The sequence below is a fragment of the Dactylosporangium sp. NPDC049742 genome (genome assembly GCF_040674675.1).
Classification (GTDB): domain Bacteria; phylum Actinomycetota; class Actinomycetes; order Mycobacteriales; family Micromonosporaceae; genus Dactylosporangium; species Dactylosporangium maewongense.
On sequence record NZ_JBFANF010000073.1, the window covers coordinates 40,809 to 60,391 of the forward strand.

A 19,583-nucleotide genomic window follows, 5' to 3' on the forward strand; every position below is an offset into this window, starting at 1 on the left:
GACATTGCTGGGCAGGCTGCGGCACGTCGTCCCGACGCGTGGGTACGCGATCCTGTGCGGCTCCGCCGCCGCCGTCACCGCGCTGCTGTTCGTCACGCTGGTCACCGGCGCCGGCGGGCCCATCGTCGCCCAGAACACGTCCAACGTCGCGCTCTTCGCCGCCGCGCTCGCCGCCGCGTGGGGGTGCCTGACGAAGTCGCTGGGCAGGGCTCAGCGCCCCTTCGCGCGCCGGGTGCGCTGGTCGTGGGCGCTGACCGGGCTGGGCGCGTTCTCCTGGGCCGTCGGCCAGATGTTCTGCATCTGGTACGAGACGATCCTGGGCACCGAGGTGCCGTTCCCGTCCCTCGCGGACGCCGGCTACTTCTGGATGATGCCGTTCACCGCGGCCGGGCTGCTCGTGCTGCCGATGAGCCGGCAGAGCGTCGCCCAGCAGGCCCGCAGCATCCTCGACGGGCTCATGATCGCCGCGTCGCTGCTGCTCATCACCTGGATCCTGATCCTGGGACCGCTCGCCCGGCAGGGCGCCGACAGCTTCCTCGCGCTGCTGGTCACCCTCTGGTACCCGGGCGGCGACGTCGTCGTGCTCACCGTCGTGCTGTTCATGCTCGCCCGGCTGCGCGCCGGCGGGCAGCGGCCCATGTCGCTGCCGCTGGTCGGGACGGGCCTGGCCGCGTTCACCGTGTCCGACAGCGGCTACGCGTACCTGACGCTCATCGACAACTACGACTCCGGCGCCGTGCTCGACCTCGGCTGGTTCGCCGGGTTCGTGCTGATCCTCGTCGCGTCCCGCAAACCCGACCGCCAGCACACGGCCGACGACTCCGACGCGCTGACCCGCCCGCTCGGCGTCATGCTGCCCTACATCGCGGTCCTCGGCGCCCTGTGCACCAGCACGTTCGAGGTGCTCAAGCACGGCGCGCACGACCCGTTCGTGTCCTGGTCGCGGTCCGCGATCATCCTGCTCATCGTCGGCCGCCAGCTGCTCACCCTGCTGGAGAACCGCAACCTGACGCGCGACCTGGAGGACCGGGTCGAGGCCCGCACCGCCGAGCTGCGCGCCAGCGAGCAGCGCTTCCAGGCGCTCGTGCAGCACAGCTCCGACGTCGTCACCGTCGTCGCCGTCGACGGCACCGTCACCTACCAGTCCGAGTCGATCGCCCGCGTCTTCGGCTACGACCGCGAGCACGTCGCCGGGCAGCGGCTCACCGGCTTCCTGCCCGACGAGGCCGGCGCCCGTCTCGAGGAGGCGTTCGGGGCGGTCGCCGACACCCCGTACGCCAGCCGGGTCGTGGAGATCCCGATGCGGCACGCCGACGGGCACTTCCGCCTCGCCGAGGTCACCGTCACCAACCTGCTCGCCGACGCCAACGTGCAGGGTCTCGTGCTCAACTCCCGGGACATCTCCGAGCGCAAGGAGCTCGAGGACCAGCTCGTCCACGAGGCGTTCCACGACGGCCTCACCAAGCTGGCGAACCGGGCCCTGTTCAAGGACCGGGTCGAGCTGGCGCTGCGCCGCCGCGGCGACGCCGACATCGCCGTGCTGTTCCTGGACCTCGACGGGTTCAAGGAGGTCAACGACAGCCTCGGCCACGCCGCCGGCGACCAGCTGCTCGTGCAGGTCGCCGACCGGCTCGCCGCCGCGGTCCGGCCCGGCGACACCGTCGCCCGCTTCGGCGGCGACGAGTTCGCGGTCCTCATCGACGTGGTGGACAACGCGGATGACGCCGACGACCTCGCCACCCGCATCATCGACGCCCTCGACCTGCAATTCGATATCGACAATACGGAAATCCACGTGCGGGGCTCGATCGGCATCGCCCTCACCGGCCCCGACGCCGCCGACGCCGACCAGCTCATGCGCAACGCCGACCTCGCCATGTACCGCGCGAAGGCCGCCGGCGAGGGCACCTTCGCCCGCTACGACCCGGCGATGCACTCCGGGCTCGTCGACCGGCTGCAGCTCGCCGCCGACCTGCGCCGCGCTTTGGAAGGCACCGAAGGCACCGGCGAGCTCGTCCTGCACTACCAGCCGACGATCGAGCTGCGCTCGGGCACCGTCACCGGCTTCGAGGCGCTCGTGCGCTGGAACCACCCCGTCCGGGGCATGATCTCCCCCGCCGACTTCATCCCGCTCGCCGAGTCGACCGGCCTCATCCGCCCCCTCGGCCAGTGGGTCCTCGCCGAGGCGTGCCGCCAGGGCGTCGAGTGGGGCGCCGGCGACCCGGACCGGGTGCTGACGATGGCCGTCAACGTCTCCGGCCGCCAGTTCGACCAGACCGACCTGCCCGCGATCGTCGCCGGCGTCCTCGCCGACACTGGGCTGCCGCCGGAGCGGCTGTGCCTGGAGATGACCGAGAGCGTCCTGATGACCGACACCGAGGAGAACCTCGCGGTCCTGCTCAGCCTCAAGGCGATCGGGGTCAGGCTCGCCATCGACGACTTCGGCACCGGCTACTCGTCCCTGGCGTACCTGCGCCGCTTCCCCGTCGACACGCTGAAGATCGACCGCTCCTTCGTCGAGCGCATCGGCGGCGCCACCCCCGACGCGGCCCTCGCCCGCACGATCGTGCAGCTCGGGCAGAGCCTGGGCATGGCGACGGTCGCCGAGGGCATCGAGCAGTACCCGCAGTTCCTCGCGCTGCGCCGGATGGGCTGCGACCTCGCCCAGGGCTACTACTTCTCCCGCCCGCTCCCGGCGGACGAGGCCGGCGCCCTGCTCCGCGACCCGGCCGCCCTCGCCGCCTGAGGTCCCGGTTGCCGCACCGGTGCGGCCGCGTGGGGTTCGCCCCCGTCCAGCAACGCCACTCATGTCCAGGAACCGCCGGCGCGTGCCGATCTCACCGTGGGGCGAGGCGCGAGTCGCCGCGCCCCGACGTGCGATCACCAGGCATCACGAGAAGGAGCTCATTGATGACGGCTGCCATCACCGACCAGGCGCGTCTGGACCTGCCCGGCCACTGGCCGGCCGCCCTCGGGCCGCGGGCCCTGGCGGGCCTCGACGTGCCCACGCCGTTCCTGGCAGTCGACCTGGACACCGTCGCGGACCGGTACACCGCGTTCGCCGCCGCGATCCCGGGCGTGTCCACGTTCTACGCGATGAAGTGCAACCCCAGCACCGACATCCTCGGCACGCTCGCCGCGCTGGGCGCCGGCTTCGAGGTCGCCTCCATCGGCGAGCTGCGGATGCTGCAGGAGATCGGCGTCGACCCGGCCGAGGTCCTGTACAGCAACCCGATCAAGCCGCCCGCCGCGATCGTCGAGGCCCGCAAGGCCGGCCTGTGGCGCTTCAGCTTCGACTCCGAGGGTGAGCTGCACAAGCTCGCCCAGCTCGCGCCCGGCGCAGCCGTCTACATCCGGCTGCGCGTCGACGACTCCACCAGCAGCTTCCCGCTGTCGCGGAAGTTCGGCGCGGAGGCGCACGAGGCCCGGGCGCTGCTGCTGCTCGCGCGGGAGCTGGGTCTGCGTCCGTACGGCGTCACGTTCCACGTCGGCTCGCAGTGCGCGACCACCAGCGCGTGGCGGCAGGCGATCGCGGCCGCCGGCCGGCTGATGGCGGCCCTCGCCACCGACGGCGTCCACCTGGAGATGCTCGACCTCGGCGGCGGCTTCCCGGCCCGGTACGTCGAGCGGGTGCCGTCGCTGACCCAGATCGCCGACGCGATCGTGCCGGCCCTCGACGAGCTGCTGCCGTACCGGCCGCCGGTCCTCGCCGCCGAGCCCGGCCGGCACCTGGTCGCGGAGAGCTCCGTCATGGTGTCCTCGGTGCTCGGCCGCGAGGTCCGGGCCGGGGAGAACTGGCTGTACCTCGACATCGGCGCCTACCACGGCATGATGGAGACGCAGCAGACGGTGCAGCAGTGGCGGTTCCCGCTGTGGACGTCGCGGACCGACCACGCGCTCGTGCCGCACCTGCCGTTCACCGTCACCGGCCCGTCCTGCGACAGCTCCGACACGATGTTCTACGGTGTCAACCTGCCGTCCACGATCGACGTCGGCGACCAGCTGTACATCGGCTCCGCCGGGGCGTACACGCTGAGCTACGCCTCCAACTTCAACGGCTTCCCGCCGCCGGAGCCCGTCTTCTTCGGCGGCGTCGCCCCGTCCCGGGTGCCGGTGCACCTGCCCGGTGCCCGGGTGGGCGGCAGCTGATGGCCACGGCCGTTGCGCCCCCGCGGACGCACCGGCCCACGCGCCCGTCCCGCCACCGCAGTGTGACCCCCGGCGGGCGCCGGCGCGCCGGGCGGTTGCGCGAGCTGATGGTGTCCGGGCTCGTCGACTCGTTCGGCCTGTCGCTGGGCTGGACCGTCTTCAACCTCGTCGCCGTGGACCGCGGCGGGCTCGCCCTCGCCGGGCTGTTCAACGCCGCCATGCTCATCGGCGTCGTGCTGTCCGCGCCCGTCACCGGCCGGCTCGCCCGGCACCTGCACGGGCGCAAGCTGCTGCTGCTCGCCGGCGGGACCGAGGGCGTGCTGCGGGTGGCGACGCTCGCCGCGCTGCTCGCCGGCTGGGACGGCAAGCTCGTCGCGGCGGGCATCGTCGTCATGCACATCGCCGCCTACGCCGGGTTCGCCGCGATGCGCGCCGAGGTCGCCGCCGTCGACGCCCGGCCGCAGGCGATGACCCGCTACGCGCTGTCGATCGCCGCCGTCGAGGCCGCGGGTGCCGGTGTCGCGGCGCTGCTGCCGCTGCGGGGGCATTTCCAGCTGGCGGTGTTTCTCGTGTACGGGCTGAGCCTCGTCCCCACGATCCTCACCGCACGCAGAGCGCGCGTCCGCGACTCGGGGGGCGTCGACGCCGGTCCTGAGCCGGCGAGGACGCGGGCCCGGCGGCGCCGCCCCCGGCTGCCGTGGCCGGTCCTCGCCGGTGGCGGGTTCGTCACGCTCCTCGCGGCCGGGCCCACCCTGTTGTCCGTGGCCCTCGCCAGCGAGCTGCACGGTCACACGGCGGTGGCGGGCGCGGCGATCGCGTTCAGCGCCGGCTGCCTGCTGTCGTCGTCGGCGGTCTCGCTCGTCGACCGGCTCCTGCTGCCGATCCAGGTCACCTGGCCGCTGTGGGGCGTCGGCATGCTGGTCGGCTGGCTGCTCGCCCCGGCGCACCTGCTCGGGCTGTTCTTCGCGCAGTTCCTGTCGGGGCTGTCGATGACGGCGTTCGAGGGCGGCATGGACGCCCGCATCGCCCGCGACGCCGCGCCGGGCACGGTGACGACGGTCCTCGCGTGGAGCGCCTCGACCCGGGCGCTCGGCGGGGCGGTCGCGGTGCGGCTGCTGCCGGCGTTGGTCGCCGCCCCGGCGATCGGCCTCACCAGCGGTGTGGCGGCGGCGACCCTCACGGCGGCGGCGCTGTCGGCGTTCGTCAAGCTCAGGACGGCCCGCTGAGCGGCCGCCCCGGCGTTCCAACCGGCTCAGGAAAGCCCGTCGAGCAGCTGCCGCGCGAGCGGTCCCGCGGAGGCGGGGTTCTGGCCGGTGTACAGGTTGCGGTCGACGACCGTGTACGGCTTCCAGACCTCGCCCCGGCTGAACTCGACACCCATCGCGACGAGCTCGTCCTCGGCCAGCCACCTCGCCCGGCTCGCCAGCCCGACGGCTTCCTCCTCGTCGTTGGTGTACGCCGTGACGCGGTACCCGGCGAACGGCGACACCCCGTCGCGCCGGGTGGCGAGCAGGGCGACCGGCGCGTGGCAGACCACGGCGAGGGGCATGCCGGCGGCCAGGGCGGCGGTCAGCAGCCGGCCCGAGTCGGCGTCCTGCCACAGGTCCTCCATCGGCCCGTGCCCGCCGGGGTAGTACACCGCGTCGTAGTCCTCGAGGCGGGCGGTGGCGAGCGCGACCGGCCGCCGCAGCTCCCCGGCCCGGCGGATCACGCCCTCCTGCTCCAGGGCGACCTGCTCGCCGCCGGCCATCGCCGGGCGCAGGCTCATCACGTCCACGTGCGGCACGACCCCGCCGGGCGTCGCCACGACGATCTCGTGCCCGGCGCCGGTGAGCGCGGCGTACGGCGCCGTGAACTCCTCGGCCCAGTAGCCGGTCGGGTGCCTGGTGCCGTCCCTGAGCGTCCAGTAGCTCGCCCCGGTCATCACGAACAGGATCTTCCCCATGCCCTGAATCGTCCCCGTTCCCGGCGCTCCGGCGACCACCTCGAGGAGTGACTCCCCGCCGGGGCCTCGCCGTCGACGGGGGACGGTTACGCTCGTCGCTGTGCTAGACACCATGACCTGGCTGCACGAGCCTCCGAGCTGGTCGGTCGAGGACGGCGTCCTGCGGGCCGTCACCGGCCCGCGCACCGACTTCTGGCGGGAGACGTTCTACGGCTGGACCACCGACAACGGGCACTTCTTCCACCGGCCGGTGTCCGGCGACTTCACCGCCGAGGTGCGGGTGTCCGCCCGGCACACGACCCGCTTCGACCAGGCCGGCATGATGGTCCGCGCCGACGAGCGCACCTGGTTGAAGTCCGGTGTGGAGCTCACGTCGGGCGCCCTGCACGTCGGCACCGTGTTCACCCGCGGGTGCTCCGACGTGTCGATGGCGCCGGTCGCCGGTACCGCCGCCGAGACGGCCGTGCGGGTGAGCCGCTTCGGCAGCGCGCTGACCGTTCACTGCCGCGCCGGCGACGGGCCGTGGCAGCTGCTGCGCCTCGGCCACCTCGACCTGCCCGAGACGGTGGACGTCGGCGTCATGTGCTGCTCGCCGGAGGGCGCCGGCCTCGAGGCGACGTTCCGCGACCTGCGGATCGGCCCGCCGATGTCGCGCGACAACCTCGAGTGACGCCCGGAGGCGACTTCGAGATGTGACCGGCGGGTCGTGTGGCTAGCAGGTCCGTTCGATCAGCAGGACGTTGTCGGTGACGGTGGCGGTCTGCCCGCCGGGGCCGGTCGCCACCCGCTGCGGCATGTCGGCCCGGCGCTTGACCCATCGGGCCGGGTCGAGCGCCAGGTCGGCGGCGACCTCGTCCGGGGTGGGGAACCGTGTTGCCGGGTCCTGGTTCCACGACCAGGGCGCGATCGAGCCGTGGTCGACGACCAGCAGCAGCCCGCCGGGGCGCAGCGCCGCCGCCGCGGTCCGCAGCACCCGGGCGCGGTCCAGCGGGAGCGGGGTCTGCAGGTACTGCGCGGAGATCAGGTCGAACGTCCCGGCCGGGAAGCTCGTCGCCAGGTCGTGCCGCTCGGCGGTCACGTCGAGGTCGCCGGCGCGGGCCCGGATCCGCTCGACGGCGGTGCCTGAGACGTCGACGGCGGTGACCCGCCAGCCGTGCCGCGCGAGCCAGAACGTGTCACCGCCGGCACCGCAGCCGAGGTCCAGCGCGGCGCCGGGGGTTCGCGGCCCGGCGGTCTCGACGAGCAGCGGGTTGGCCCGCTGCCCGGGGGCGCTGTGCGTGCGGTAGTGCTCGTCCCAGAAGTGTTCGGCCTCGCTCATGCCGTCCAGCGTCACCGCGCCCGTTCCCTGGTTGCAAGTCTTGTTGCGGATCCGCATGCTGGGGGCATGGGTGGTGCCGAGGACGACGTGCTCGCCGGGGTCGGGCCGCGCCTGCGCGCGCTGCGCCGCTCCCGCAACGCCACCCTCGCCGGCCTGGCCGCCGAGACCGGCCTGACCGCGAGCACCCTGTCCCGGCTGGAGACCGGCAAGCTCCGCCCCACCCTCGAGCAGCTGCTGCCCCTGGCCCGCGCCCACGGCGTCCCGCTCGACGACCTGGTCGCCGCGCCGCCCACCGGCGACCCCCGCATCCACCTGCGCCCCGTCCGCCGCTTCGGCATGACGGTGATCCCCCTGACCAACCGCCCCGGCGGCGTCCAAACGTACAAGGTGATCTATCCGCCGGCGGGCCGCTCCCGCACCGTGAAGCTCCAGACCCACGACGGCCACGAGTGGTTCTACGTCCTCAACGGCCACGTCCGGCTCGTGCTCGGCACGCAGGACCTGCGGCTCGGCCCGGGCGAGGCCGCCGAGTTCGACACCCGCACCCCCCACTGGATCGGCAGCGCCGGCCCCCACCCCGCGGAGCTGCTCACCATGTTCGGCCCCCAGGGTGAGCGCGCCCACCTGTCCCCCCGCCCCGGCGTTCAGTGACTGTCCGCGGCCGCGCCCTGGTCGGCCGGCCAGCCGGGCGCCGCCGATGCGCGCGATGTCGGTGCCGGTGGCGCGGATCTTGTCGTGGTTGCGGCTGACCTGGCGGACCAGGTCGGTGCGCAGCAGCTTGAGCAGGCCGCGGACGGGGACGGCAGGGTGGGGGCGAGCATGCCCGCCTGCCAGCGCAGCACGGCGTCGCCGGGCCGGGCGGCGCCGGCCAGCAGCACCACCGCGGCCGGGCGCGGGCCGGCCGGCGCGTGCGACGTGCGGGCGGCGGCGATGGTCACCAGGGTCGAGCCCTCGCTGTGCCCGACGAGGAACAGCCGCCCGGCGTCGGTGTCGGGGCGCTCCGCGAGTGCGGTGAACGCGGCGACCACGTCGTCGGCGTTGTCGAACAGCCCGGCCCGCATCCAGCCGTCCTTGCCCTCGACGGTGCCGTCGCGCAGCAGCCGGCTCCCGCCCACGCCGCGCTTGTCGTAGCGCAGCGTGGCGATGCCGGCGCGGGCCAGGGCGTGCGCCTGCTGCCGGGTGGAGTCGATCGCCAGCCTCGGGGCGTTCGAGTCGCGGTCGACCGGCCCTGACCCGCTGACCGGCACCGCCGCGGGGAACGGCCCGGCACCGCCGGGCAGGATCAGCGCGCCCGCGAGGTCCCGGTCCGCGTCGGGGAAGCGCAGCTCGACCTCGCGCACTGGGGTGGTCATCGGGCGGCCCGGATCCGCTCGGCCAGGGACTCGGCGTCGTCGTCGCCGAGCAGCACCGAGGCGAGCCGGTGGCCGGTCAGCGTGAGCCGCACCCCGGCCTGGCCGCGGCCGGCGACGACGAACTCGGCGCCGTCCCTCGTGCGCCAGGTGCCGATCTTCCGCAGGCCGGGCACCGCCAGGCCCGGGGCGCGCAGCCCGCGCCCGGCGGCGAGGGCGTCCGGCACGACCTCGACGGCGGTGATCGCGGTGAGCGGGATGGTCACGTCGCCGCGGAGGCCGGCGCGAGCTGCTCCCCGACGTGGCGACCGCGACCCTCTACCGGCAGGTGGCCACCCTGGCCGAGGCCGGCGTGCTGGAGGTGGTCGAGGAGCGCCGGGTGCGCGGCGCCGCCGAGCGCACCTACCGGCTGCACAGCGAGGCCATGGTCGTCGGTCCCGAGGCGGCCACGCGGCTGACCGTCGAGCAGCACCGCGCCGCGTTCGCCGCCTTCACCGCCGGCCTGCTCGCCGACTTCGACCGCTACCTCGCCCGCAGCGACGTCGACCTGGGCCGCGACCTGGTCGGCTACCGGCAGCTGGCGCTGCACCTGACCGACGAGGAGCTCACCGACCTGATCGCCGAGCAGCGCGAGGCGGCCGCCCGGCGGGCGGAGCTGCCACCGGAAGGCCGCACCCGCCGGCTGCTGAGCACCATCCTGATGCCGGCGGACTGAGCCCGCGGCGACCGCGCGAGGCCCTCCGGGATCCCGGAGGGCCTCGCCTGTCGGACCTACTGCCCGACCTCGACCGTGAACGTGGTCGTCCGGACCGTGCCCGAGGCGTCCCGGAACTGTCCCCACATCCGGTACAGGCCCGGCCGGGGCAGGTCCGCGTGCACCGTCAGGTCCGGGCCGAACCGCGCCGACGGCAGTGCGAACACCGGATCGCCCCGCTCGTCGGTGGCCTCGGCGTGCTCGTGGGCGAAGCCGGAGCCGTCCAGCGGCATCACCACGACGTGCCCGGCCGCGGCCAGGAACGGGCGCAGCCCGGTCACCGGGGCGCCGGTCGCGGCGTCGGCGAACCTGTAGGTGAACGTGTTCCCGCCCAGCTTCGCGTCGCCGTCCAGGGTGACCCGCAGCCCGCCGACGACCTGGGTGCGCGGCGACGGCCCGGCCGGCCCGGCCGGCTCCGGCCGGGCACCGTCCACCACGACCTCGTGCCGGTCGATCAGGTCGGCCATCGCCCCTCGGCGGCGGAACTCGGTGTGGATCAGGTAGCGGCCGGCGGTGGGGAACGTCAGCTCGGTCCGGAACTCGCCGGGCGTCCCGGTCGGCTCCGGGTGGATGTGCAGGAACGTGCCCAGGTCGTCGCGGGTGACGATGAAGTGCATCCACGCCTCGTGGCTGCGCCCGACGTCGGTGACCGGCCGTCCGGTCACGGCGTCGGTGATCCGGATCCGCGCGGTGGCGGGCCGGCCCGGCTGCGTGCCGGCCGGCACGTCCACCAGCACCCGGACGTCGTCCTCGGCCACCGGCCGCGGCGGGGTGTCGGTGGTCATCATGACGCTCATCGCGGGCCGCATCGGCATGCCGGTGTTCTGCGCCCAGGCGAGCACGCCGTTCATGCCGCGGCCGGCGGCCTCGGAGCGGCTCAGCACGGTCAGCCCGGCGCCCAGGCTCACCGCGAGCACGGCGATCCCGGCGAGGTAGGCGTAGTCGCCGAGCCGGGTCCACAGGCCGGTGCGGGCGGCGTCGAAGCCGCGCAGCCGGGCCGCGTTCGTGATGACGCTGACCGAGCTCATCGCCATCGCGGCGGCCGCCAGCGACGGGTCGAGCAGGGTCCCGGTGACCGGGTACAGCAGACCCGCGGCGATCGGGATCAGCAGCACGTTGTAGGCGAACGCCCACACCAGGCCCTGCTTGATCGTGGCGACCGTGCGCCGGGACAGCGCGATCGCCGCGACGATGCCGCGCAGGTCGCCGCCGACGAGGGTGATGTCGCTCGCCGCGATCGCCACGTCGGTGCCGGTGCCGATCGCGATGCCCAGGTCGGCCCGGGCCAGCGCCGGCGCGTCGTTGATGCCGTCGCCGACCATCGCCACCACGGAGCCCCGGTCCTGCAGCCGGGCGATGTGCGCGGCCTTGTCCTCGGGCCGCACGTCCGCGATGACGTGCTCGATGCCGACCTCGCGGGCGACCGCCGCGGCGGTCAGCGGGTTGTCCCCGGTGAGCATCCACACGTCGAGGCCGTGCGCCCGGAGCTGGGCGACCGCCTCCCGGGACTCCGGCTTGACGGTGTCGGCGACGGCGATCAGCCCGGCCAGGTCGCCGTCGACCGCCACGTACATCGGGGTGCCGCCCTCGGCGGCGATCCGGTCCGCCTCGGCGGTCAGCGCCGCGACCGCGATCCCGTCGCGGCGCATCAGCGCGGCGTTGCCGATCAGGACGGCCCGGTCCCCGACGCGTGCCTCGACGCCGTGGCCCGGCAACGCGGTGAACGACCGCGCCGCGGGCACGGTGCCGCCCCGCTGCCGCGCGTGCGCGACGATGGCCTCGCCCAGCGGATGTTCGGATCCCGTCTCGGCCGCCGCGGCGAGGGCGAGCAGCTCGTCGGCCGTGAGCGCGCCGGCGGTGCGGATCCGGGTGACGGCCGGACGGCCGCGGGTGATCGTGCCGGTCTTGTCCAGCACCACCGTCGTCAACCGCCGGGCCTGCTCCAGCGCCTCCCCGCCGGAGAGCAGGATGCCCAGCTCGGCCGCCTTGCCGGTGCCCACCATGGTGGCGGTCGGGGTCGCCAGGCCCAGCGCGCACGGGCAGGCGATGATCAGCACCGCGATCGCCGTGCCCAGGCCCAGCGTGAGCGCCTCGCCGTCCGGGCCGAACACCGCCCAGCCGGCGAACGTGAGCAGCGCCGTGGCGATGACCGCGGGGACGAACCAGGCCGACACCCGGTCGACCAGCCGCTGCATCGGCGCCTTGGCACCCTGCGCCCGCTCGACCAGCTGGACGATCTGCGCGAGGGTGGTGTCCGCGCCGACCGCGGTGGCCCGCATCAGCAGCGATCCGGTGCCGTTCATGCTGGCGCCGATCAGCCGGTCCCCCGCGGTCTTGTCGACCGGCAGGCTCTCCCCGGTGACCACGCTCTCGTCGACCGCGGACGCACCGTCGGTCACGACGCCGTCGACCGGCACCTTCTCGCCGGGGCGGACCCGCACGAGGTCACCGACCACGACCTCGGCGAGCGGCACCTGCGTGTCGGCGCCGCCGCGGACCACCCGGGCGGTCGGCGGTTGCAGGTCCATCAACGCCCGGATCGCCGCGCCCGCCCGGCGCATCGCCCGCGCCTCCATCCACCGGCCCATCAGCACCAGCGCGAGCACCACCACGGAGATCTCGAAGTACACGTGCAGCGGCAGGCCGGCCCGCTCCGCGGTCGCGGGCCACAGGGTGACGAACGCGCTGTAGCCGTACGCGACCGTGGTGCCCAGCGCCACCAGGGTGTTCATGGTGACCGCGCGGTGCCTCGCGGCGGCCCACGCGGCGGCGAACAGCGGCCCGCCGGCCCAGACCTGCACGACCGACGCGATGACCAGCAGCAGCGGCATCAGCCAGTCCATCGTGTCGATGGGCAGCGGCACGTACATCAGCACCATCATCGCCAGGCCCACCGGCAGCGCGACCTGCCAGCGCCGCCGCAGCCCGGCCAGCTCCCGGTCCCGGTCGTCGACCGGCTCCTCGGCGCGCGGGGCCGGCTGATGGGCCGGCCGCCGCGCCGCGGGTGGCGCCGCGGTGTACCCGGCCGCCCGGACCGCCTCGGCCAGGTCCTGCGTGCCGACGCGGGCCGGGTCGTAGGTGACGGTGGCGACCTCGGTCGCCAGGTTCACCGCCGCCGCCTCGACACCGTCGAGGCGGATCAGCGCCTTCTCCACCCGGCCCACGCACGAGGCGCAGGTCATGCCACCGATGTCGAGCCGGCACGAGACCGCCGTCGGTGTCGTCATGTCGTCCTCCCTCGTCGGGCCCGCCGCGCGGGCCGATGCCGCAGACGTTGCCGGGGCGCGCTGTCCGCGCTCTGGCCGCGCTGGACAGGACCGGGGCGCGGACGGACAGCCGGCGGACAGCGGCGGCCCGCACGGTGATGGCACGTCCGGCGCCCCGCCACGGAGCGCCACCCGAGAGGAGCCACCATGACCGAGCAGCTGTTCTCCGTGCCCGGCATCACCTGCGGCCACTGCGCCACCGCCATCCGCCAGGAGGTCGCGGCGGTGCCCGGCGTCTGCCACGTCGACGTCGACATCCCCGGCAGGACCGTCCGGGTCACCGGCGGCGAGGACGGCGCGATCCGTGCCGCCATCGCCGAGGCCGGCTACGAGGCCGCCCGATGACCACCGACGTGCACACGCTGGTCGTCGGCGGCGGCCAGGCGGGCCTGGCGACGGGCTACCACCTGCGCCGGGCCGGGATCGACTGCGCCGTCCTCGACGCCCACCCGCGGGTCGGCGACGCCTGGCGGCGGCGCTGGGACTCGCTGACCCTGTTCACCCCGCGCCGGTTCGACGCGCTGCCCGGCCTGGCGTTCCCCGGCGACCCGGACGGCCACCCCGGCAAGGATGAGGTCGCCGACTACCTGGCCGGCTACGCCGAGCACTTCGCGCTGCCGGTGCACACCGGCTGCGCGGTGACCGCGCTCCGGCCGGCCGCGGACGGCGGGTTCGTCGCGGAGACGGGCACCGGCGAGTGGACGGCGCGGCAGGTCGTGGTGGCCGGCGGCGCCTTCCACACGCCGAGCGTGCCGGCGCTCGCCGCCCGGCTCGCCCCGTCGGTCGTCCAGCTGCACAGCAGCGCGTACCGCAACCCCGCCGGGATCCCGGACGGTGACGTCGTGGTCGTCGGGGCCGGCAACACCGGCGTGCAGATCGCCGCCGAGCTCGCCGCGGCCGGCCGGCGCGTCACCATCGCCTACGACGAGCTGGGCCCGGCGTTGCCGCAGCGGCTGCTCGGCCGCGACATCTTCTGGTGGTTCTCCCGGCTGGGCACGATGGGCCTGTCCGGGGAGCGCGGGATCGGCGCACGGATCCGGGCGCAGAACCCCATCATCGGCACGGACGTGCGGGGGCTGCTGCGCACCGTTCGCCGTACCGGACGGGTCGTCGACGCGGAGGCGGACGCGCTGGTGGCCGCCGACGGCACCCGGCACCCCGCCGCCGCGGTCGTGTGGGCCACCGGGTTCCGGCCGAGCTACCCGTGGCTGCACGTGCCGGTCCTCGACGGCCGCGGCGCCCCGGTGCACCGCGGCGGCGTGACCGACCGGCCCGGCCTGTACTTCGTCGGGCTGCCGTGGCAGCGGGCCCGCGGCTCGGCCGTGCTCGGCTGGGTCGGCCGCGACGCCGAGTTCATCGCCGGGCACGCCGCCGCCGCGGCCGGGCACGACCGGGCTGCTGTACGAACCGGCTGACCCGCCGCCGCACGTATGATCGTCGGCACCATGGGTGCGACATGTCAGAACTGCTGATCCGGGTGCTCGGACCGGTCGAGGTCCAGGCACCCGGCCGTTCTGCGGTGTCCCCGGCGCCGTCGGTGCGCGCGCTGCTCGCCCGGCTCGCCGGATCGCCGGGGCGGGTGATGTCAGCGGACGCCCTCACCGACGCCCTGTGGGGCGAGGAGCTGCCCGCCGACGCGGCGAACGCGCTGCAGATCCGCGTGTCGAAGCTGCGCCGCGTGCTGGCGTCCGCCGGGCTCGACGCGTCCGTGCTCACCACCCGCGCCCCGGGCTACCAGCTCACCCTGCCGCCGGAGGCGGTGGACGCGCACCGCTTCGACAAGGCGGTCGCCCGGGCCCGGACGGCCGCCGACCGGGACGCCGCGCTCGCCGCGTACGACGAGGCGCTGGGCCTGTGGCGCGGGCCGGCGCTCGCCGACGTGGGCGAGACGGACTGGGTCCGCGCCGAGCGGCTGCGCCTGGAGGAGCTGCGGCTCGCCGCGCTGGAGGACCGGCTGGAGCTGCTGGTGGACACCGGGCGGCACGCCACGGTCGTGGGCGAGCTGGAGTCGATGGTCGCGGAGCATCCGCTGCGCGAGCGGCTGCACCGGCTGCTGATGCTGGCGCTGTACCGGGCCGGCCGGCAGGCCGACGCGCTCGCCGTCGAGCAGCGGCTGCGGCGCCGGCTCGCCGAGGAGCTCGGCATCGACCCGTCACCGGACCTGCGGGCGCTGACCGAAGCCATCCTGCGCCAGCAGATTCCGTCCGCGCCCCCGGCGGCGCCGGCAATGCCGGCCACTTCGGCGACCCCGGCCCCGTCGGTGGCCGTGCCCGCCCGCCTGGCGTCCTTCCTCGGCCGCGACGCGGACCTCCGCACGACCCTCCAGGAGCTGCGCGCCACCCGCCTGGTCACGCTCACCGGCCCGGGCGGCGTCGGCAAGACCACCCTGTCCTTGGAGACCGCGCGGCTCGTCGAGCCCGCGATCGCCGACACGGTGCACATCATCCGGCTCGCCGCCCTCGCCCCGGACGCCGACGTGGCCGAGGCGTTCGCCGCCCAGCTCGGCGTGCAGACCCCGGGCCCCGGCGCACTCGCCGCCGAGGCCGTTGCCGAGCACCTCCAGCACCGGCGGGCGCTGCTGGTGGTGGACAACTGCGAACACGTCGTGGACGCCGCCGCCACCGTCGTCGACCACCTGCTGCAGGCCGCCACCGGCGTCCGGGTGCTGGCCACCAGCCGGGAGGCCCTGGCCGTCGCCGGCGAGACCCAGGTCGCCGTGGGCCCGCTCGCCGTGCCGGACGAGACCGCCGCCCCGGACGACATCGCCGCCTCCCCCGCCGTCCGCCTGTTCCTGGACCGCGCCCGCAGCGTGCGCCCCGGCCTGGAGCTGGACGCCGGCGCCGCGCGGGCCGTCGCGTCCATCTGCCGCCGGCTCGACGGCATGCCGCTGGCGATCGAGCTGGCCGCGGCCCGGGCCAAGGCGCTGCCCCCGGCCGAGATCGCGGACCGGCTCCGGGACCGGTTCGCGCTGCTGACCGCCGGGCCGCGCAGCAGCGAGGCGCGGCACCGCACGCTGCGCGCGACCATCGACTGGAGTCACGACCTGCTGCCGGAGGGCGAGCGGCGCCTGCTGCGCCGGCTGGCCGTGTTCCGCGGCGGCTGGACGCTGGACGCGGCCGAGCAGGTGTGCGGATTCGGTGGCAGCGCGCCGGCCGACATCGCGGACCTGCTGTTCCGCCTCGTCGACCAGTCCCTGGTGACCGCCGACCCGGGCACCGGCCGGTTCCGGCTGCTGGTCACGATCCGCGAGTACGCGTGGATGAAGCTGCGCGAGGCCGGCGAGGAGGACGACTGCCGGCGGCGGCACCTCGCGCACTACATCGCGATGGCCGAGGAGCACGGCCCGCTCGTGCGCTACACCGGCCCGGCGTGGGACCGCCTGGTGGAGGACCAGGACAACCTGCGCGCCGCCATCGAGTTCTGCATCGAGCGCACCGCCGAGCCGCCGGAGCCCGGCCTGCGCCTGGCCGCCGCCCTCGTCCCGTTCTGGAACTACGGCCCCCGCTACGAGGGCGTCCGCGCCATCACCGCGCTGCTGGAGCGCGGCGGATCGGACGTCGCCCGGGCCCGTGCGCTGCAAGGGCTGGCGCTGCTGTACGTCTACTACCCCACGCCCGAGTCACGGGCCGCCGCCCGCGAGAGCCTGGCCTTGTTCACCGCCCTCGGCCTCGGCCACGAGGCCGCCGTCTCCCGCATCATCGTGGCCTTCGAGGGGCAGTACGGCGGCGACCCCGAGGAGCACCGGGCGCTGATCCGGCGCAGCCGCGAGGACCTGGGCGGCCAGGACCACGGCTGGTGGCACGCCATGACCTACTACGTGGAGGCGCTGATCAACCTGCGGTGCAGCGAGTTCGAGGACTCGGTGCGCGACTGGCGGCGCAGCCTCGACCTGCTCGGCGCCGCCGACGACCGGATGATGAGCAGCGCCGCCCGGGCCCACCTGGGCGTCGCGCTGCGCCAGACCGGGCGGCTCGAGGAGGCCCTGGCGCAGCTGCGGTCCGCGGCCGACGAATGCCGGGCGTACGGCTCGCTGCACGGCCTCGCGTTCGCCCTCGTGCACCTGGCGCACACCCGGCTCGACCTGGGCCAGACCGAGCGCGTGCCGGCCGAGCTGGCCGAGGCCGACGAGATCTCCCGGCGGGTCCGCAACCCGCGCAACCCGGCGTGGGCGGCCTGGGGGCGGGCCCGGCTGGCCCTGACCCGCGGCGACGCCGCGGCCGCGGCGGACGACCTGCGGCGGGCCCTGGAGCTGCTCGAAGACCGGGAGTTCCCGTGGGCCCGCGACCAGCTGCGGGCGGCCTACGCCGCGGCCGCCGGCCACTGACCTGCCGCTGATCTGCCACTGACCGGCCGCTAGCCGCCGGGCACCGGGAAGCCGGCCCGGTCCCGGGCCGCCCGCACCTCGGCGGCGTCCACGTCACCGGAGACCGCCAGCAGTCCCTCGCCCACCTGCAGCGACACCACGCCCGGCACGTCGCTGACGTGCCGGCTGAGCAGCCGCACGCAGCGCCGGCACAGGTCGGGCGGCACCGCGACAGTCACTTCGTCACGCATGCGGACAGCGTGCCGCGGGCCGCTGTCCGCCCGCTGTCCGCCGCCGCTCAGCGGGCGGCCAGGGCACGGACAGCCGGCGCCGCGAGTCTTCGGCGTGTCAGCACACCGCCGACGACGCCAGGAGGTCCGTCGTGCACCCCCTCTTCCTCACCGACTACATCCGGGAACGCCACGCGGACCTGGTCCGCGACGCCGAGGCGTACCGCTCCGCCCGCCGCGCCCGCATCCGCATCCCCATCCGCCGGCGTACCGCCGCGGCCGAATCCTGACCTGAGGAGCCACGTCCATGAGCATCAGCACCGCACCCCACCGCACCATCGCCGTCGAGGCCCGTGACGTCGTCAAGACGTACGGGCGGGGCGACACGGCGGTGCGCGCCCTCGACGGCGCCACCCTGACCATCCCGGCCGGGCAGTTCGCCGCCGTGATGGGCCCGTCCGGCTCCGGGAAGTCCACCCTCATGCACACGCTCGCCGGGCTGGACGACGCCGACGCCGGCCAGGTCCTGCTCGGCGACACCGACGTGACCCGCCTGAGCGAGCGGCAGCGCACCCTGCTGCGCCGCGACCGGATCGGGTTCGTCTTCCAGAGCTTCAACCTGGTGCCGACGCTCACCGCGGCCGAGAACATCGCGCTGCCGCTGCGGCTGGCCGGCCGCCGTCCCGACGCCGTCTGGGTCGACCGGCTGGTCACCACCCTCGGCCTCGCGGATCGGCTGCACCACCGGCCCGCGCAGCTGTCCGGCGGCCAGCAGCAGCGGGTGGCGGTGGCCCGGGCGCTCGTCACCCGCCCCGAGATCGTGTTCGCCGACGAACCCACCGGAAACCTCGACTCCCGCTCCGGCGAGGCGCTGCTGGACTTCCTCCGGCACGCCGCCCACGACCTCGGGCAGACGATCGTCATGGTCACCCACGACCCGCACGCCGCCGCGTACGCCGACCGGGTCGTCTTCCTCGCCGACGGCCGGGTCGTCGACGAGCTCGCCGAACCCACCGTCGCCGCCGTGCTGTCCCGGATGTCCGGGCTCGACACCGCCACCACCACCCGGAAGGAGCGCTGACGGCCATGTGGCACCTCATCCTGCGCACCACCCTGGCCCACCGGGCCCGGCTGGCGTTCACCATGCTCGCCGTCGTCCTCGGCGTCACGTTCGTCAGCGGCACCCTGGTCCTCACCGACACCTCCCGGCAGGTCCTCGACGACCAGTTCCGGACCGCGACGGCCGGCACCGACCTCACCGTCCGCGACGCCGCCGCCTTCGACTCGGCGATGGGCGTCGAGGTCGAACGCGACCCGCTGAGCGCGGCGACGGTCGGCCAGGTCCGGGCCCTGCCGGGCGTGGCGGGCGCCGCACCGGTCGTCCGCGGGCAGGGCCTGCTGGTCGCCGGGGGCACCGCGATCGTCCCCTCCGGACCGTCCCTGCTGCAGTCCTGGACGCCGCCGCCGGTCGGCGCGTTCCCGCTGCGCGCCGGCCGGGCACCGGCCGCCGACGGCGAGGTGGTCATCGACGCCGCCACCGCCGACCGCTACCACATCACCCTCGGGCAGACCGTCACCGTCCACGCCGGGACCGACCTGACCGCCCAGGTCGTCGGCCTGGCCGGGTTCGGTGACCGGCCGGGCCTGCCGAACAGCACGGTGGTCCTGGTCAGCCTGCCGACCGCGCAGCGGATGCTGGGGCTCGGCGACGGCGTGACCGAGCTGGCCGTGACGGCGGCCGACGGCGTGGACACCGGTGCGCTGCGGCGCACCATCGGTGCCGCGCTCGGCTCCGGCTACGAGGTGACCACCGGCCGCGACGTCGCGGCCGCCGCCTCCGCCGCCGCCCAGAACCAGGTCGGCTACCTGGAGGTGATGCTGCTGGCGCTGGCCGCGGCCGGGCTGCTCGTCGGCGCCTTCCTCATCGCCAACACGTTCTCCATCGTGGTCACCCAGCGCACCCACGAGCTGGCCGTGCTGCGGGCCACCGGCGCCACCGGCCGCCAGGTGCTCGGCTCGGTGCTCGGCGAGGCGTTCCTCGTCGGCGCCGCCGCGTCGGCGCTCGGCCTCGGCACGGGCATCGGCGCCGCGATCGGGCTGCGCGGCCTGGCCGGCGCGTTCGGCATCGCGCTGCCGGACGGCGCGATGGTGATCACCCTCCGCACGGTGCTGGTGTCGCTCGCCGTCGGCGTGCTCGTCACGGTGCTGGCCGCGTACGGCCCGGCCCGCCGCGCCGCCCGGGTCGCCCCGGTGGCGGCGATGCGCCGGT

General features: G+C 75.3%; 18 protein-coding genes. 12 read left to right on the forward strand and 6 right to left on the reverse strand.

Annotation, left to right across the window (positions count from 1 at the left end; translation table 11 throughout):
* The first annotated feature begins 4 nt into the window (after nt 1-4).
* The 3 genes from AB0J72_RS49940 (at nt 5) to AB0J72_RS49950 (ending at nt 5,375) form a co-directional block, all read left to right on the forward strand.
* Complete coding sequence (locus AB0J72_RS49940; RefSeq protein WP_363413261.1) at nt 5-2,746, forward strand: EAL domain-containing protein; 2,742 nt, start codon at nt 5-7, stop codon at nt 2,744-2,746.
* A 164-nt stretch (nt 2,747-2,910) separates the two neighbouring features.
* Nucleotides 2,911-4,149 (forward strand): type III PLP-dependent enzyme, encoded by a 1,239-nt coding sequence (locus AB0J72_RS49945; protein ID WP_363413264.1) that lies wholly within the window; start codon nt 2,911-2,913, stop codon nt 4,147-4,149.
* A gap of 62 nt (nt 4,150-4,211) precedes the next feature.
* A complete protein-coding gene (locus tag AB0J72_RS49950) occupies nt 4,212-5,375 on the forward strand; it encodes an MFS transporter (RefSeq protein ID WP_363413267.1) in 1,164 nt (387 codons plus the stop codon).
* A 26-nt stretch (nt 5,376-5,401) separates the two neighbouring features.
* Here AB0J72_RS49950 and AB0J72_RS49955 read toward each other — a convergent pair whose 3' ends face one another.
* On the reverse strand, nt 5,402-6,094 hold the full coding sequence (locus tag AB0J72_RS49955) for a type 1 glutamine amidotransferase domain-containing protein (RefSeq protein WP_363413270.1): 693 nt from the start codon (nt 6,092-6,094) through the stop codon (nt 5,402-5,404).
* Nucleotides 6,095-6,194: 100 nt separating this feature from the next.
* Between AB0J72_RS49955 and AB0J72_RS49960 the strand changes: the two genes are divergently transcribed.
* On the forward strand, nt 6,195-6,764 hold the full coding sequence (locus tag AB0J72_RS49960) for a DUF1349 domain-containing protein (RefSeq protein ID WP_363413273.1): 570 nt from the start codon (nt 6,195-6,197) through the stop codon (nt 6,762-6,764).
* Between the two features lie 42 nt (nt 6,765-6,806).
* Here AB0J72_RS49960 and AB0J72_RS49965 read toward each other — a convergent pair whose 3' ends face one another.
* Entirely contained in the window at nt 6,807-7,412 is a 606-nt protein-coding gene (locus AB0J72_RS49965) for a class I SAM-dependent methyltransferase (RefSeq protein ID WP_363413276.1), read from the reverse strand.
* 66 nt (nt 7,413-7,478) lie between these two features.
* On the opposite strand from AB0J72_RS49965, the gene AB0J72_RS49970 reads away from it, so the two are divergent.
* Nucleotides 7,479-8,063, forward strand: coding sequence for an XRE family transcriptional regulator (locus AB0J72_RS49970; RefSeq protein WP_363413279.1), 585 nt, complete (start codon nt 7,479-7,481; stop codon nt 8,061-8,063).
* Here the strand turns inward: AB0J72_RS49970 and AB0J72_RS49975 are convergent.
* Nucleotides 8,057-8,764 carry an alpha/beta fold hydrolase gene (locus AB0J72_RS49975; RefSeq protein ID WP_363413282.1) on the reverse strand — a complete coding sequence of 236 codons (708 nt, stop codon included), beginning with the start codon at nt 8,762-8,764 and terminating at the stop codon, nt 8,057-8,059. The genes AB0J72_RS49970 and AB0J72_RS49975 overlap by 7 nt on opposite strands.
* Nucleotides 8,761-9,027, reverse strand: coding sequence for a hypothetical protein (locus AB0J72_RS49980; RefSeq protein WP_363413285.1), 267 nt, complete (start codon nt 9,025-9,027; stop codon nt 8,761-8,763). The genes AB0J72_RS49975 and AB0J72_RS49980 overlap by 4 nt, the downstream gene beginning before the upstream one ends.
* 35 nt (nt 9,028-9,062) lie before the next feature.
* Between AB0J72_RS49980 and AB0J72_RS49985 the strand changes: the two genes are divergently transcribed.
* Nucleotides 9,063-9,476, forward strand: a complete 414-nt coding sequence (locus tag AB0J72_RS49985; protein ID WP_363413288.1) for an ArsR family transcriptional regulator — start codon at nt 9,063-9,065, stop codon at nt 9,474-9,476.
* 56 nt (nt 9,477-9,532) lie between these two features.
* Here AB0J72_RS49985 and AB0J72_RS49990 read toward each other — a convergent pair whose 3' ends face one another.
* Nucleotides 9,533-12,742 (reverse strand): heavy metal translocating P-type ATPase, encoded by a 3,210-nt coding sequence (locus AB0J72_RS49990; protein ID WP_363413291.1) that lies wholly within the window; start codon nt 12,740-12,742, stop codon nt 9,533-9,535.
* 186 nt (nt 12,743-12,928) lie between these two features.
* Here AB0J72_RS49990 and AB0J72_RS49995 point away from each other — a divergent pair, with 186 nt between their 5' ends.
* Genes AB0J72_RS49995 through AB0J72_RS50005 form a run of 3 tightly spaced genes read left to right on the forward strand, consistent with a single transcriptional unit; the run spans nt 12,929 to nt 17,105 of the window.
* Nucleotides 12,929-13,126, forward strand: coding sequence for a heavy-metal-associated domain-containing protein (locus AB0J72_RS49995; RefSeq protein ID WP_363413294.1), 198 nt, complete (start codon nt 12,929-12,931; stop codon nt 13,124-13,126).
* Entirely contained in the window at nt 13,123-14,196 is a 1,074-nt protein-coding gene (locus tag AB0J72_RS50000; protein ID WP_363413297.1) for an NAD(P)/FAD-dependent oxidoreductase, read from the forward strand. Before AB0J72_RS49995 ends, AB0J72_RS50000 begins: the two co-directional genes overlap by 4 nt.
* A 41-nt stretch (nt 14,197-14,237) precedes the next feature.
* Complete coding sequence (locus AB0J72_RS50005; protein ID WP_363413300.1) at nt 14,238-17,105, forward strand: BTAD domain-containing putative transcriptional regulator; 2,868 nt, start codon at nt 14,238-14,240, stop codon at nt 17,103-17,105.
* A gap of 29 nt (nt 17,106-17,134) precedes the next feature.
* Here AB0J72_RS50005 and AB0J72_RS50010 read toward each other — a convergent pair whose 3' ends face one another.
* Nucleotides 17,135-17,335 (reverse strand): hypothetical protein, encoded by a 201-nt coding sequence (locus AB0J72_RS50010; RefSeq protein WP_360566235.1) that lies wholly within the window; start codon nt 17,333-17,335, stop codon nt 17,135-17,137.
* 131 nt (nt 17,336-17,466) lie between these two features.
* Between AB0J72_RS50010 and AB0J72_RS50015 the strand changes: the two genes are divergently transcribed.
* The 3 genes from AB0J72_RS50015 to AB0J72_RS50025 form a co-directional block, all read left to right on the forward strand.
* A complete protein-coding gene (locus tag AB0J72_RS50015; protein ID WP_363413304.1) occupies nt 17,467-17,604 on the forward strand; it encodes a hypothetical protein in 138 nt (45 codons plus the stop codon).
* A 17-nt stretch (nt 17,605-17,621) separates the two neighbouring features.
* Complete coding sequence (locus AB0J72_RS50020; protein ID WP_363413307.1) at nt 17,622-18,395, forward strand: ABC transporter ATP-binding protein; 774 nt, start codon at nt 17,622-17,624, stop codon at nt 18,393-18,395.
* Between the two features lie 5 nt (nt 18,396-18,400).
* Nucleotides 18,401-19,583 (forward strand): ABC transporter permease (locus AB0J72_RS50025; protein ID WP_363413310.1); only part of this gene is annotated, 1,183 nt, incomplete at its 3' end.

Coding starts and splice junctions, on each gene's coding strand:
- AB0J72_RS49965 (WP_363413276.1), bottom strand. CDS start 7,412: ATGAGCGAGGCCGAACACTTCTGGGACGAGCACTACCGCACGCACAGC.
- AB0J72_RS49955 (WP_363413270.1), bottom strand. CDS start 6,094: ATGGGGAAGATCCTGTTCGTGATGACCGGGGCGAGCTACTGGACGCTC.
- AB0J72_RS50000 (WP_363413297.1), top strand. CDS start 13,123: ATGACCACCGACGTGCACACGCTGGTCGTCGGCGGCGGCCAGGCGGGC.
- AB0J72_RS49945 (WP_363413264.1), top strand. CDS start 2,911: ATGACGGCTGCCATCACCGACCAGGCGCGTCTGGACCTGCCCGGCCAC.
- AB0J72_RS50010 (WP_360566235.1), bottom strand. CDS start 17,335: ATGCGTGACGAAGTGACTGTCGCGGTGCCGCCCGACCTGTGCCGGCGC.
- AB0J72_RS49995 (WP_363413294.1), top strand. CDS start 12,929: ATGACCGAGCAGCTGTTCTCCGTGCCCGGCATCACCTGCGGCCACTGC.
- AB0J72_RS50020 (WP_363413307.1), top strand. CDS start 17,622: ATGAGCATCAGCACCGCACCCCACCGCACCATCGCCGTCGAGGCCCGT.
- AB0J72_RS49970 (WP_363413279.1), top strand. CDS start 7,479: ATGGGTGGTGCCGAGGACGACGTGCTCGCCGGGGTCGGGCCGCGCCTG.
- AB0J72_RS50005 (WP_363413300.1), top strand. CDS start 14,238: ATGTCAGAACTGCTGATCCGGGTGCTCGGACCGGTCGAGGTCCAGGCA.
- AB0J72_RS49975 (WP_363413282.1), bottom strand. CDS start 8,764: ATGACCACCCCAGTGCGCGAGGTCGAGCTGCGCTTCCCCGACGCGGAC.
- AB0J72_RS49990 (WP_363413291.1), bottom strand. CDS start 12,742: ATGACGACACCGACGGCGGTCTCGTGCCGGCTCGACATCGGTGGCATG.